This window comes from Mycolicibacterium sp. XJ879 (genome assembly GCF_053483935.1).
On the sequence record NZ_JBEFTH010000007.1, the window covers coordinates 194,583 to 207,124 of the forward strand.

Annotated in this window: 15 protein-coding genes; 5 read left to right on the forward strand and 10 right to left on the reverse strand. The window is 67.3% G+C overall.

Annotation, left to right across the window (positions count from 1 at the left end):
* Window positions 1-11: 11 nt before the first annotated feature.
* Window positions 12-1,334 carry an NAD(P)/FAD-dependent oxidoreductase gene (locus tag ABQF13_RS17430; RefSeq protein WP_448394020.1) on the reverse strand — a complete coding sequence of 441 codons (1,323 nt, stop codon included), beginning with the start codon at window positions 1,332-1,334 and terminating at the stop codon, window positions 12-14.
* 77 nt (window positions 1,335-1,411) lie between these two features.
* Between ABQF13_RS17430 and ABQF13_RS17435 the strand changes: the two genes are divergently transcribed.
* The 3 genes from ABQF13_RS17435 (at window position 1,412) to ABQF13_RS17445 (ending at window position 3,766) form a co-directional block, all read left to right on the forward strand.
* A complete protein-coding gene (locus tag ABQF13_RS17435; protein WP_448394021.1) occupies window positions 1,412-2,221 on the forward strand; it encodes an LmeA family phospholipid-binding protein in 810 nt (269 codons plus the stop codon).
* 197 nt (window positions 2,222-2,418) lie between these two features.
* Window positions 2,419-2,736: a hypothetical protein gene (locus ABQF13_RS17440; protein WP_448394022.1), complete on the forward strand. Its 318-nt coding sequence runs from the start codon at window positions 2,419-2,421 to the stop codon at window positions 2,734-2,736.
* A gap of 88 nt (window positions 2,737-2,824) precedes the next feature.
* Window positions 2,825-3,766, forward strand: coding sequence for an ankyrin repeat domain-containing protein (locus ABQF13_RS17445; RefSeq protein WP_448394023.1), 942 nt, complete (start codon window positions 2,825-2,827; stop codon window positions 3,764-3,766).
* Here the strand turns inward: ABQF13_RS17445 and ABQF13_RS17450 are convergent.
* The 4 genes from ABQF13_RS17450 to ABQF13_RS17465 form a co-directional block, all read right to left on the reverse strand.
* Entirely contained in the window at window positions 3,763-4,128 is a 366-nt protein-coding gene (locus ABQF13_RS17450; protein ID WP_448394024.1) for a DUF732 domain-containing protein, read from the reverse strand. The genes ABQF13_RS17445 and ABQF13_RS17450 overlap by 4 nt on opposite strands.
* Window positions 4,129-4,158: 30 nt before the next feature.
* Window positions 4,159-4,722, reverse strand: a complete 564-nt coding sequence (locus ABQF13_RS17455; RefSeq protein WP_448394025.1) for a hypothetical protein — start codon at window positions 4,720-4,722, stop codon at window positions 4,159-4,161.
* A 67-nt stretch (window positions 4,723-4,789) separates the two neighbouring features.
* Window positions 4,790-4,972 carry a hypothetical protein gene (locus tag ABQF13_RS17460; RefSeq protein WP_448394026.1) on the reverse strand — a complete coding sequence of 61 codons (183 nt, stop codon included), beginning with the start codon at window positions 4,970-4,972 and terminating at the stop codon, window positions 4,790-4,792.
* 50 nt (window positions 4,973-5,022) lie between these two features.
* Window positions 5,023-5,823, reverse strand: a complete 801-nt coding sequence (locus tag ABQF13_RS17465; RefSeq protein WP_448394027.1) for a nuclear transport factor 2 family protein — start codon at window positions 5,821-5,823, stop codon at window positions 5,023-5,025.
* A gap of 106 nt (window positions 5,824-5,929) precedes the next feature.
* Between ABQF13_RS17465 and ABQF13_RS17470 the strand changes: the two genes are divergently transcribed.
* Window positions 5,930-6,331 carry an Rv0313 family protein gene (locus ABQF13_RS17470; protein ID WP_448394028.1) on the forward strand — a complete coding sequence of 134 codons (402 nt, stop codon included), beginning with the start codon at window positions 5,930-5,932 and terminating at the stop codon, window positions 6,329-6,331.
* 19 nt (window positions 6,332-6,350) lie between these two features.
* Here ABQF13_RS17470 and ABQF13_RS17475 read toward each other — a convergent pair whose 3' ends face one another.
* The 5 genes from ABQF13_RS17475 to ABQF13_RS17495 all read right to left on the reverse strand — a co-directional run bounded on the left by ABQF13_RS17475 (window position 6,351) and on the right by ABQF13_RS17495 (window position 11,654).
* The gene (locus tag ABQF13_RS17475; protein WP_448394029.1) at window positions 6,351-6,794 is read right to left on the reverse strand and encodes a MaoC/PaaZ C-terminal domain-containing protein; all 444 of its coding nucleotides are present in this window, start codon (window positions 6,792-6,794) and stop codon (window positions 6,351-6,353) included.
* Complete coding sequence (locus ABQF13_RS17480) at window positions 6,791-7,264, reverse strand: MaoC family dehydratase (RefSeq protein ID WP_448394088.1); 474 nt, start codon at window positions 7,262-7,264, stop codon at window positions 6,791-6,793. The genes ABQF13_RS17475 and ABQF13_RS17480 overlap by 4 nt, the downstream gene beginning before the upstream one ends.
* A gap of 101 nt (window positions 7,265-7,365) precedes the next feature.
* Window positions 7,366-7,779, reverse strand: coding sequence for a nuclear transport factor 2 family protein (locus ABQF13_RS17485; protein WP_448394030.1), 414 nt, complete (start codon window positions 7,777-7,779; stop codon window positions 7,366-7,368).
* Between the two features lie 208 nt (window positions 7,780-7,987).
* Complete coding sequence (locus ABQF13_RS17490) at window positions 7,988-9,094, reverse strand: aromatic ring-hydroxylating oxygenase subunit alpha (RefSeq protein WP_448394031.1); 1,107 nt, start codon at window positions 9,092-9,094, stop codon at window positions 7,988-7,990.
* Window positions 9,095-9,332: 238 nt separating this feature from the next.
* The gene (locus tag ABQF13_RS17495; protein WP_448394032.1) at window positions 9,333-11,654 is read right to left on the reverse strand and encodes a CaiB/BaiF CoA-transferase family protein; all 2,322 of its coding nucleotides are present in this window, start codon (window positions 11,652-11,654) and stop codon (window positions 9,333-9,335) included.
* A gap of 75 nt (window positions 11,655-11,729) precedes the next feature.
* On the opposite strand from ABQF13_RS17495, the gene ABQF13_RS17500 reads away from it, so the two are divergent.
* Complete coding sequence (locus tag ABQF13_RS17500; RefSeq protein WP_448394033.1) at window positions 11,730-12,539, forward strand: FadR/GntR family transcriptional regulator; 810 nt, start codon at window positions 11,730-11,732, stop codon at window positions 12,537-12,539.
* Window positions 12,540-12,542: the final 3 nt, after the last annotated feature.

Consider the following 12,542-nt stretch of genomic DNA (forward strand, 5'->3'; position numbering starts at 1 on the left):
CGCGGCTTGAATCAGTGCGCCTTCGGCAGCGGGATGCCCTCGCTGCTGGAGAACTGCGCATCCTCCTGCGTGGACAGCCCGAACGACACCACCGAGCGGTCGAAGAACACATCGGTCAGATATGCCAGCGCCACCGCCCACCGGTTGACGAACCGTGGAATGGCGTAGAGGTGATAGGTCCGCGTCACGGCTTTGGCGGGGAACCCCGACAGCTGCACGTTGAGCGGGTTGGCAACGGCGTATCTGGGCCCAAGGTCGACGACCAGGCCCATGTTGCGGTGCTTGTACTTCTTGGGCTTGCCGTAGCCCAGGCTGGCGGCCACGTTGCGGGCCAACAGCTTTCCCTGCCGGGTGGCATGCTGCGCGGTCGGCGGGGTGATCTTGCCGGGTTGGGTGACATCGGGTACCGCGGCGGCGTCCCCGGCAGAGAACACGTCGGGATGCCCCGGCACCTGCAACTCCGTGGTGACCTTCAACCGACCCTTTTCGGTCGGCAACCCCAGGTTATCGATCAGCGGTGCACCGGTCACCCCGGTCACCCACGCCACCGTGTGGGTGCGCACCAGCGAATCATCGCTGAGCACAACGTGTTCGGCGTGCACCTCTTTGAGCGTGACGCCCAGCCGGACATCGATGCCCTTCTCCTCGAGCACCTTCATGGCCGAGGCGCCCAGCTTCTCCCCGACCTCGGGCATCACCTGCTCGGCCAGATCCAGCAGCACGAACTTCACCGCGGCGGGATCAAAGCCCATCTGTTTGGCCGCCGAGTCGGCGAGTGCGCGCAGTTGCGCGGCCAGTTCGGTGCCCGAGTACGACGCGCCGACGACCACGATGGTGCGCCGGGCCTCGGCCCGGCCCGGATCGTCGTCGACGTCGGCGAGCTCGAGCTGCTGCAGCACGTGATCGCGCAGGTAGAGCGCCTCCGCCGTGGATTTGAGCCCGCGGGCGTGCTCGGCGAGCCCCGGCACGTCGAACAGCCGGGTCACCGATCCGGGCGTCAGCACCAGTCGATCCCACGACAGGCTGCGCGCGCGCTCTTCCGGATCGATGAACGTCACGGTGCGTTCATCGAAGTCGACGCGCTCCACCCGGCCCCGGATGGCCTGCACCCCGCGCAGGGTGTTGGCCAGCGGGATGGCGACGAAGCGGGCATCCACCAGACCACCGGCCACGTCAGGCAGCAGCGGGGTGTACAGCATGTAGTCGACCGGCGAGATGATCGAGATATCGACCGGCTCGGCGCCGTCTGCTTCCTGCTTGCGCAACCTTCGGGCCAGACTGCGTGCGCACTCGAAACCGGTGAAACCACTGCCGACGATCACCACGGAGGTCATTGCATCCCACTCTACGGACGCCCGTCGGGCCCGGCTACCGCTTCACATCCGTGACGCGGACGCCGATGCTTAGGAGTATGACCCGCCCCCGGCCGCTTCGCCGGTTCGATCCGTTCCGGCCGATCGACATGCTGACCTCGCTGTGGTCGGCGGCGGCTCTGGCACCGGTCAGCGGCGCGACGGTGGCCTACCGGACGTTGTTCACCACGCTACGTCGACTCGTCGTGGGACGTCGGCTGACGGTCCGGCTCGAGGAAGGCGACGTGACGCTGACGGTCACCGAGTTCGACTCCCGCCTCGACGCGCGCACGCTGTCGGTCGGCCAGCTCGACGACGTGCGCCTGGCAGCGCGCGACGTCCAGTACGCAACCGGCGGGTTCGAGCACGCCGCCGCGGTGCTGCACAACGTGCACGTGCGGCCGACGGCCACACCGGTGCTGGTGGCCGCGCCGGTGGAGCTGACCGTCGAGGTGCCCGCGGCTGCGATCGACGGCGTGTTGCAGAAGGTGGCGCCGCGCTGGTGCGCGACCGTCGGCGCCGACAGCGTCGCGCGGCTGCAGCTGACCCGACGGCCGTCGTTGGGGCATCTCGAGGTCGACGCCAGCCTGGACGGTTCGACGCTGTGGCTGCGGCCACGCGGCCTGGTCGTCGGCCGGTACCGCTCGCCGCTGCCCTCGCGCACCCCGAGCTATCCGGTGCACCTGCCAGTGTTACCGCGGGGCCTGCGGCTGACCGGGATCGAGTTCAGTCCCGACGTCGTGCGGCTGTCCGGCACGCTTCCGGAGTGGCGGATCGAAATCCCGCCCAAACGGCTCGAGGACCTCATCGGCGCGCTGAACGTCGTGGGGCGGCCGTTGAACCTCACCGGGTTCGGCCGGCTGCGTTAACAATTCATTCTTTTTCGCTGCCGACGTTCGTTTCCATGCATAAATTCCTGCCAGTTTCAACCATTTCCTGCCAGTGGAATCAAACCTCTCACCTGCTTGTTATCCGAGATGAGCCGGCGCGAATGCTTCGAAAGCAACAAGGTTCGTGACGCGACATTCGCCCGACGGCTCGACAACTGCAAAGGAAGGTATCGGTAATGAAGAACTTCGGAATAGCAACAGCGGGCAGTGCCGTTGTCGCCGGGCTGGCTGCCGCAGTCATCGGGCTCGCCGCGCCGGTCACCGCCGCGCCCACTGGTGACACCAACGCCCAGGACACCATCGCGCGTCTGCAGTCAGAGGGCTACACGGTGATCGTGAACCGTTTCGGTAACGGACCGCTGGACGAGGCCGAGGTGCTCTCGATCCGGCCCGGATCGACCTTCGAGCGCATTGACGCCGGCACTCCGATCGTGGGAAGCAGTAAGAACTTCACCAAGATCCAGGACAGGACCATATACGTCGACGTCAGCTGACGTCCGGCAGGGCTCACGTCGTTCCTGACCACGCCAAGGGGCACCCGATCGGGTGCCCCTTGGCGCATTTGGGCACAATCCACATGCTGTGAAAGAACTGGCGTCGTATCTGGAGGGGCACGCGCGCGTCGTGGTCTGCCACGACGGCGGCGACCTCGTGTTCGCGACGCAATGCGCCGAGGGTGGGTTGGCCGCCGCGGCACGCTCGCGTGTGCCGGTCGCCGACTTCATCGCCAAGGGCGCGGGTCCGTGGCCCTGGTTCGACCTGCACGAAAAGCGTGACGGGCTGATCCGGGTGCTCGACGCGCTGGGTGTCGGCCATCCGGCATGGACCGAGCCGTTACCCGCCGACATCCTCGACCTGTTCGAGCGCGCACACCGCGGTGATTCGTCGGTGATCGAGTTGCTCGCAATGGGTTTTGACCCCGACCCGCTCGACCCCTGCGGCGCGTCCCCGCTCTGGTACGGGGTGCGGTCCCTATCCGCGGGAATCGTGGTGGCCCTGATCGACGCCGGGGCGGACGCCGGGCGCCGTATCGAACTCTCCGCGCGCGGTGAGCGCTACACCACGATCCTGCACGAGATCGTGCGGGTGGGCCGCACGGTGGCGCTGAGCCACGCGCTGGCTCAGGGCGTGGACCCGTCGCTGGTCGACTCCGACGGCGCCACCCCGATGCACGTTATCGACGAAGCCGGGGACCAGGTCAACGCGCAGATCGTGCGTGCGCTGGCCCGGGCGGGAGCGTCGGTCAACAGGCCCACCCCGACCGGCATCCAACCCATCGAGCGGGCCGCGCAGCGGATACTGCCCGCCACGGTGGCAGCGCTGGTCGAATTGGGCGCCGAACCCGGTCGTGGTCTGGACGCCCTGCTGTCCTCGTGCGGTGCACCCGTCACGGGCTGCCGCGCCGCCGACGTGATCGACGTCGTCGACACGCTGCGGGATGCAGGAGCCGCGGTCACCGAGCGCCACCGTGAGCTGGCCTCGGCCGCGGGGGCACAGGTGGTCGAAGCCGCGCTGCGCCGTTAGATCCCGAGGAACGGCAGCGGTATCAGCGACGTCCCCGTCCCCAGCGAAGACACCATCGCCGGGCAGAACATCGAGATCGCGATGCCGGTGAACATGGTGGCCGGGCCCAGCGACATGCCGGCGGCATCGGCGACCTGGGCGGCGACGTTCGCGGCGTTCTGTCCGGGTTCGGCCAGCATGGGGCAGACCTGGTGACCGACGGCGACGGCGCGGCCCGGATCGCCCACGAACACGCCGGCCTCGCCGACGGCGTGCAAGAACGCGTCCTCGACGGGGTCGGCCTGGGCAGGTGACGGCACGACGGCCGCCGCGGCGAGAAGTCCAGCGGTCAACACGGCGGCCGTGGCGGGTTTGCGAAGCACGCGGGAAGCCTACGCTTCGCCGGGCACCGCTCAGACGCCGGTCCAGCCGGCGTCGATGCTTTCGGACACATCGATGATCTTGGCCTTCTGCGACGCCGGGCTGTCGATCTCCCCGGCGACGTGGGCAGCGATGAACCGTCTGATCTCGGCGTCGATGCCTGCTAGCACCCGCAATACCTCGCCGCGCAGCGACTTGGACGTCACGTGTATCGCGATGTCGGAGGGCCGTGGCTTGCCGACGTCCAAGATCAGCAGCAGCGGCGCGGCGGCCCGCGCGGTCGCGTGCAGCGTGATCTCGCCGAACACCATGAACTTGGGCTTGTCGATCCGCAGGTCGATCACCATGTCGATCTCCAGCGGGATACGGATGTCGAAGGTGATCATGTCGCCGATCTGGCGGGTCAACCGCGGGTCCTGGATGCGGACCTTGGCGAAGACCTTTGCGATTTTGCCGGGCCCCTGGGCGATCGGGCCCATCTCGAATTCGTCACCGGCGATCGCGGCAATCGCACTGCCCACGCGATCTTCGGTCACCGCGATCTCGAAGAACTTGCGCCCGAACTCTTCGTAGGTCATTTCATCGTCGACGTGCATGGTGCGTTCACCGTCTCACGGCGGGGTTGCTCATCGCGTATCCGCGACCGAATCGCAACAACCGCAGTCAGCGGTTGTCGTCTTCGCTGCGCGCCTCGGCGCCCGTTTCCCCTACGTCAAGCGCATCATCGGCCGCGGTCTGCCCGACGTACGTGCCGTCGTCGCCGCCGGATTTGCCCGCACGTGAACCCACCACGTGCTCGTCGTCGTCGACGTCGTCTTCCGTCTTTTCCTCATCACGCCTGACCATAGGGGCTTTTCTACCCGTCTCGCGCATGTTCAAACGGTCCGCCGGACCGCTCAGTCGGCATCGGAGAAGTAGCGGATCCGGTCGATCGCGAACGGCCTGCTCGACACCTCGGTCATCAGCACATCGCGGTGCCCGTCGCGGTCGATGCCGACGACCTGGCTGTGGCCCGCCGCGATCAGCTTGCGACGCCGGGACCCGGCCAGACGCGACAGCAACTCAGCGCCGCTCATCGCCACGTCGTCGCCGTGGGTGATGTGCGCACCCTTGCCGAGCCAGCGCCGCAGCGCGACCTCGTTGCCCGCCTGCGCATCGGAGAGGAATTCTCCGAACCGGCGCTTACCGAGCGGCCCCGGGCCCCGGAAGCCGCTGAGAAAACCGAGTGTGCCGATCAGACCCTGGTTGAGCAGCAGCCCCTTCGACAGCTGCAGACCCGGTGTGACAGAACGGATACCGCTGCGGAGAAACTGTCCGACCATCGCGGGAAGTTCCCAGAATGCATATAGTGCAGCGATTTTCAATTCGCCTTGGTCGTGGGCCACGTCGTAGCGCAGATAGGCGGGTATCCGCATCGTCACCCCGGAGGCCATGCCCACCTCAAGATCCAGATCCCGGATCACCGTCGAGCCGACCACGATGTCGACGTCGCGGTCGAACGCGACGTCGCGCGGGCCGATGAAGGTGTCGTAGAAGCGCGCGATGGCGGCGTGCCCGCGGTGCGGATGGGAACCGACCGGATCCTCGACGCGTCCGTCGAAAGTGAAGGCGTCGACCCACCGGTCGCGGTCATGCGCACCGGACGCCGCAGGGGATCGCTCGACGGCTACCAGCGCGTCCGCCCGTGAGATGGCCATAAGGTTGCCTACCACCCTCGTCGGCCGCAGTCGACTAGTTCGCCACCGACGGGCACACTGGTTTTACCGCCGTGCATCGAGCGTACGGCGCGGAGGAGGAACCGCCATGAGCAGCAATGGACCGTTCGGGATCGACCCCGAAGAGTTCGACCGGGTCGTCCGCGAAGCCGGTGAAGGGCTGCGCGACGCCCTCGACGGGGTCGGCAGGTTCTTCGCCACCTCCGGGGAACGCGCCGGCTGGGCGAACCTCATCGACGAGTTCACCAGGTCGTCGCGTCCGAAGCGTGAACCGGAGACCACCGGGGAGACCGGCGACGGCGTGTGGGCCATCTACACCGTCGCCGACGACGGCAGCGCCCACATCGAGCAGGTCTACCCGACCGAACTCGATGCGCTTCGGGCCAACAAGAACAACACCGACGCCAGCCGCAAGGTGCGGTTCCTGCCGTACGGCATCGCGGTGAGCGTGCTCGACGCGGCGGCCGAATCGTCGGAGGACGACGCTTAGCCGTCCCGAACGGACCGGCCTAACCCGACAGCTGCAGCGTGACCTCGGCGGGGCAGCACACCTCGTCGCGTTGGTTGCACACCGTGACCTCGAGGTCGACCAGCAGCCGCGGCGCCCCGCCCGACGCGTCCTGGCGTTTGGTGACCACCCGGCCGCGCCCCACCATCGTGTCGCCGGCATAGATCGAGCCGAGCAACCTGATGCTGCGGCGCACCACCCTGCTGTGCGGGCCGGCCCAGCCGGTGACCACCCGGTCGACGAACCCGGCGATGTGCATGGTGTTGACGAAGATCGTCGGATGTCCTTGGCGCCGAGCGTATTTCGGATCGTAGTGGGCGGGAAAGTAGTCCCAGGTCGCACCGGGGTTCATCACCACCCGCTGGTAGTCGATGTGGTCGACCACCTCCGGGAGTTCGGTCGGCACCACGAGGTTCTCCCACGACACCTCGGGGTGGGCGGTCACGGCCGCTCCGCCGGGGTGAACCGAAACAACGTGTTGTGGTTGACGGCGACCAACGCGTTGTCGTCCCGGTAGAACTCATCGCGGGTCTCGACGAAATGTCCTGTGCCCAGGCGGGTGGTCTTCTCCGGGGACACCGACACCACCTCTTCCACCACGTGCAGGCGGTCTCCCTCGACGATCGGGCTGAGGAACTCGACGTCGTTGAACGCGTTGATGAACGTCGTACCCGGAAGCGGTACCAGGATCGCGATCGACGGTGTCGGCGGCTGCTCGGTCGGCAGCCACGGCGGCGGGATCAACCAGCCCATCAACATCGCAGGCGGGGCGAGCAGCCCGCCCCACACCTGGCGGGCGAACTCCTCATCCCAGTACGCCGGGTTGGCGTCGTGCACCATGGCGGCGAAGTGCTGAATCCGCGCACCGCTGACCGCGGTGCCCGCATACCGCGGCGGTGTCTTCGTCCCGACCATGCGCAGCGCGTCGGCGTAGATGCCGAACGCGAACGCGTACCGGATGCCTTGGCTCACAACGGGGCTCACAACGGGGCTCACAACGGGGCTCACAACGGGTCTCACAACAGAAGTGCGTTTTCACGTGGCGCCCGATCCCATTCGAGCTCCCGCGACGTGAAGTACCAGCCGCCCCGCTCGTAGCTGAGCCGGTCGGTGTAGGTGCCGGTCGCCAAAACGGTGTCAGCGCCGAACAACACCGCGACACAACGCTGGGTCGCGTCCACGCCGTCCACCGCGATCTCATGGTCGAGCGTCACCAGCCGCCGCCCGCCGCCGCCGTCGAACGCGGCCCGCAGATCGCTGAATGACTCTCCCCCGCGCGTGTACGTCGCGCCCGCGTGCCGAAACGTGGCGATCCACCCGTTTCGGTCACCGGCGGAGTACAACCGGTTGTGTCGGGCATCCAGATCGAGGATCGCCGCCCGTCCCGCGAGACCATCGAGCACGTACTGCTGCTGGTAGGTCATGGTCATAGGCGTCTCCTTCTCGCGACTACCCAGGTAGCCAGGCGAGTCCCGGTTGAAAAACCACTCGGGGTGCGGCCGCACATGAAGCTGCCGGACACCGACGACACATACCCCTCGCTCATCGGATGTGTTGCCGGCGCCCGGCAGGTGCCCTCCGACGTACCCGCGACACCGTCATCTGAAACGGATCTGAGGGCGACGGGGAGCGGTTCGGTCACGCTTGCGCTGCCGCCGGATCGGGTTGGCCGTCGGCGGTGTACCCGTAATCGGTCGCCGACGGCTCGGGCCCTGGATAGAACCGGTGTGCCCAGCGCCGCAGGGCCGCGTAGTCACCGGCCTCCTCCGGGGCGAGGTTGGGCTTCTCCAGGTACTTCATGTTCTCCCAGGTGAAGAAGTCCTGCTTGATGACTTCCTGTTGCAGCTGCAGGAATTTCGCGGCCCGGCCCGTCGGTTTGTCGCCGGCGTCGCCCGGTGCGCGGGCCGAAGCCTGGGTGTAGAAGTAGTCGGTGTAGTCCTCGTCCACCGGGGTCTGGCCGGTCACCTGAACGGTGGCCACCAGCTCGGAGGGGAACCGGACGACCCCCAGACCCAGCGAGTAGTTGTCGTAGATGATCTTGGCGTCGACGGGGCCGTTGGGAGTCAGCCACGTCTTGGCCCGTCCCCCACCGAAATTCGCGTTGACCGTCGCATGCAGGTGGTAGCCGGACAGCTCGAAGGACGCGGTGGTGGCCGGGTTGGCGGCCTTGTGCACGTACTGGACGTGATACGGGTCGGCGGCGTTCTCGATGATCATCTGGGCATGCACCTTGACCCGGTTCAGCATCCGGGTGTGCGGGTGCAGCGGGTAGTACTCACCGGTTTCGAGTTCGGGCAGCACCGGCGGCTGCCAGTAGGGTGCGCGGCCGTGGCGTTCGTGCCACACCAGGATGAAGCCGTACCACTCCATGCTGTGGTAGCTGCGGATGCGCACGTTCTGTTTGCAGCCGATCTTGCTGTACGGGATCAGCGCGTTGGTGCCGTCGCCGTTCCAGTGCCAGCCGTGCCACGGGCAGACGATGCGCTCACCTTCGACGGTGCCGCCGACACCCATGTTCGCGCCGAGATGCTGGCAGTAGGCGTCCAACACGTTGACCTGACCGGATTCGGTCCGGAAGATCACCAGCTCCTCGCCGAAATAGTGGGCACGTTTGACCTGGCCCGCGGACAGCTCCGAGGCGAACCCGACGATGAACCAGCCGGTCGGGAAGCGATACGACGACAGGCTGATCCCGGTTGACCCGAACTCGCGCTCCGACGGATCCAGGATGTCCGTCTCCGTCACTGCTGTCTCCGTCCGCGAAGCAACGCCGCAGGTCGCGAGGACCCGCCGTTGCCTATTTTTACTATTTTAGCCCTGCTAAAGCAAGGATGACGCAGGAGTGCCGGCGTGACGACGACCGAACCGGTCTACCTGTCTGATTTGTCGTTGCGGCAGAACGGTTTTCCCGACGAGCTGTGCACGGCGCTGCGCCGCGACCGGCCGCTCATCCAGGGAATCGGTCCGGTGGGCGCGTTTGGCCTCAGAAGCCCTTGGGGCGGGTGCCGATCACGCCGTCGGCGCTGAGCCGCGCCAGGTCGGCGTCGTCGAGCCCGCACAGTTGCGACAGCACCTCGGCGTTGTGCTCACCTAGCGTCGGCGGTGTGCGGTACAGCCACGCGTCGACGCCGTCGGGGCGGGCGAACGGTGGACACGGATACCACCCGGGCCCGGTGCTCGGGTGGACGAGCTTCTCGAAGAACCCACGATGCACCAGCTGCGGGTTGTCGACCACCAGAGACGGCGAGATCACCACGGCTGCCGGAACACCCCTTTCCACAAGCGTTTCCACTACAGTCTCGGCGTCCTGAGCGGCCAGCCACCGGTCCAACCGGGCGTCCAGCCCGCCGGCGAGCTCACTGAGCACAGCGCGTTGGGCATCGGTGTGCGCGCACACCGCCACCCAATTGTCCTGCCCCGCACACCGATAGATGTCCTGGGTGGCCGCGGTGTGGCCCCGGTTGCCGCGGCGCTCCAGCACCTCGCCGAAGACCTCGTACTCCATCGTCTGCGCCGCGGTCACATTCAACACCGTCTCGATCATCGGTACCTCGACGAGTTGGCCGCGACCCGTGCGCTCGGCGAAATCCAACGCCGCGAGCAGAGCGAACGCGGCATGCGCACCCGCGAGCGGATCGCACGCCCCGCGGGGGGCGATCGGCGGTCCGTCGGGTAGGCCGGTCACCCACGCCAGGCCGGCGATCTGCTCCATCGTCGGCGCGAACCCCACCCGGTCGCGCCACGGACCGCTCAGGCCGAACGCGGGCATCCGCAACACGACCAGCCGCGGGTTGATGCCCAGCAGGACGTCGGCGCCGAGGCCGAACTGATCCATCACCCGTGGTGAGAAGTTCTCCACCACCGCGTCGGCCTTGCTCACCAGTTGCTTGAGCAGCCGCAGCCCCTCGGGCGACTGTAAATCGAGTGTCACCGACCGCTTGTTGGTGTTCATGGCGTGAAAGACCCAGCCGTACTCCCACCAGTCGTCGACATCCTTGCGCATACCGCCCGAGTACCGGATGCCGTCGGGGCGCTGCACCGACTCGATCTTGATCACGTCGGCGCCGAACGCGGCCAGCGCGTGGGCGGCCGCCGGACCCGCCCAGAACGCGGTGAAGTCCACGACTCGGACGCCAGCAAGCGGGCGGTCACCCGACGACTGTATCGTCGCCAGTATTTCCCTTGGCGCCCACGGGCTCTCACCGTCGCTGGCGCCGACAGCCGGTGCGCCGCGCAGCGGCGCCGGTCGGGCCTCGCTCATCAGCCACGGTGGACGGGGTTGCCGGAAACCCGCGGGGTTCTTCACATACACGCCGCGCTGCACCATGTGGTCCAGTTGCGGGATCGTCGCGCCGTTGCCCAGCGGCGCCAGCGGCAGCCGAAACAACTGCCCGAGCTCGACGACCTCCTCGACGGTGCGCGCGCGCATCCACGGATCGATACGCTCGCGGATCCAGTCGCGGTAGTCCCACCGGCCGATCTGGAACTGCAGCGCGGGAATTTCGGTGAACTCCGGGCAGTCCAGCATCGCGGCGAAGTCCAGCCACTGCTGACCGGTCACCATGCTGATCCCGACATAGCCGTCCTTGGCCCGCTCGATCGAGGGCACCTCGACCGAGCGCTGCACGGGCGGCACCTGCAGTAGCTGGCTGTGCAGCCACTCGCCGCTCTGCATCAGCGTGACCGCTTCGAGCATCGACATGTCGAGATGGCCGCCCGGACCGCCGTTGCGTACCCGCCGGTGCAGGGCCAGCGCGCCGTAGGCCGCCCACACCCCGCCCATGAACTCCCCCAGCTCGCCGCCGATCGAAATCGGCGGGCCCGCCGGGTCACCGCGGAACCCGGTCAGACCTGAGGCGGCCTGCAGTGTGAACTCCGTCGCCGGGCGTTGCGACCACGGACCGCTCCAACCGAAGTCCGAGACGGTGACCATCACGCAATGGGGTGCGATTTCGACAAGCCGCTGCGGGTCGACACCCCACCGTCGCGCGCCGTCGCGGTCGGCCGTCAGCACCACGATATCCGCTCCGGACACTAGATCATCAGAACACGTTGTGACGCTGCGCTTTCCGGCGTTCAGATAGCTGAACAGCGGCGCATCGACAGCCGCTGGAGGCGCGGCGCCGGTGAGCGTATAGCGGCGGAACGGATCGCCTTGTGGCGGTTCGACCTTGACCACGTCGGCGCCGGCGTCCACCAGCAGCTTGCCGCAGTACGCGCCGGCGATGCGGTCGCTGACCTCCACCACGCGCAGGTCACCGAGCGGGGTGGGTGCTATGTCGCCCACATGCACGACCTCCCTCATTTCTGGCCATCTTAATAACTATTGGCGGATAGCCCGCGCAGTTAGCGGCGCTGTCACTGTTAACATTGCGATGTCATGACAACGCTGGGTATCGGTCCCGAAGCGCGACGGCGGCTGGGCGCACGCAGAACCGCCGAAATCGTCGCCGACGAACTGCGTCGCCAGATCATCGAGGGTGAACTGTCCGACGGTGACCTGCTGCCCCGACAGGAAGTGCTCGTCGAGCAGTTCAACGTCAGCCTGGTGTCGCTGCGAGAAGCGTTGCGAATCCTGGAAACCGAGGGCCTGGTATCGGTGCGTCGCGGCAACCGCGGCGGTGCGGTCGTGCACGCACCGGCCAAAGCGAGCGCGGCCTACATGCTCGGACTGCTGCTGCAGAGCGACTACGTTCCCCTCGCCGATCTCGGTACTGCACTACAGGAACTCGACCCGATGTGCGCGGCCCTTGCCGCACGCCGGCCCGATCGCGGTAAGACGTTGATACCCAAGCTCAAAGAACTCAACGACGCCATGGCCGAACATATCGACGACGGTGCGCGGTTCACCGAGATCGGCGGGCAGTTCCACGACGAAATCGTGCGCGGCTGCGGCAACCACACGATGAACGCGGTGGTCGGCAGCCTCGAGACGCTGTGGACCGGCCACCTGAACTGGTGGGCGCAGGAAACAGCGGCGCGGGGCGAGTACCCGTCATTGAGCAAGCGCCGCATCGCATTGCGGGTGCACACCAAGATCGCCGACGCCATCGAAGCCGGTGACGCCGAACGTGCCAGGAAGCTGGCCGCGCGTCACGTTGCCGATACCCAGACCTATCTGCTCGGTGGCGATCCCGAGCAGCGGATCGTGGCGCTGTCGCCGCAGGCGCTTGCGCAACGCGAGCGCTGACAG

Coding starts and splice junctions, on each gene's coding strand:
- ABQF13_RS17430 (WP_448394020.1), bottom strand. CDS start 1,334: ATGACCTCCGTGGTGATCGTCGGCAGTGGTTTCACCGGTTTCGAGTGC.
- ABQF13_RS17435 (WP_448394021.1), top strand. CDS start 1,412: ATGACCCGCCCCCGGCCGCTTCGCCGGTTCGATCCGTTCCGGCCGATC.
- ABQF13_RS17440 (WP_448394022.1), top strand. CDS start 2,419: ATGAAGAACTTCGGAATAGCAACAGCGGGCAGTGCCGTTGTCGCCGGG.
- ABQF13_RS17455 (WP_448394025.1), bottom strand. CDS start 4,722: ATGCACGTCGACGATGAAATGACCTACGAAGAGTTCGGGCGCAAGTTC.
- ABQF13_RS17460 (WP_448394026.1), bottom strand. CDS start 4,972: ATGGTCAGGCGTGATGAGGAAAAGACGGAAGACGACGTCGACGACGAC.
- ABQF13_RS17465 (WP_448394027.1), bottom strand. CDS start 5,823: ATGGCCATCTCACGGGCGGACGCGCTGGTAGCCGTCGAGCGATCCCCT.
- ABQF13_RS17470 (WP_448394028.1), top strand. CDS start 5,930: ATGAGCAGCAATGGACCGTTCGGGATCGACCCCGAAGAGTTCGACCGG.
- ABQF13_RS17480 (WP_448394088.1), bottom strand. CDS start 7,264: ATGGTCGGGACGAAGACACCGCCGCGGTATGCGGGCACCGCGGTCAGC.
- ABQF13_RS17485 (WP_448394030.1), bottom strand. CDS start 7,779: ATGACCATGACCTACCAGCAGCAGTACGTGCTCGATGGTCTCGCGGGA.
- ABQF13_RS17495 (WP_448394032.1), bottom strand. CDS start 11,654: ATGAGGGAGGTCGTGCATGTGGGCGACATAGCACCCACCCCGCTCGGT.
- ABQF13_RS17500 (WP_448394033.1), top strand. CDS start 11,730: ATGACAACGCTGGGTATCGGTCCCGAAGCGCGACGGCGGCTGGGCGCA.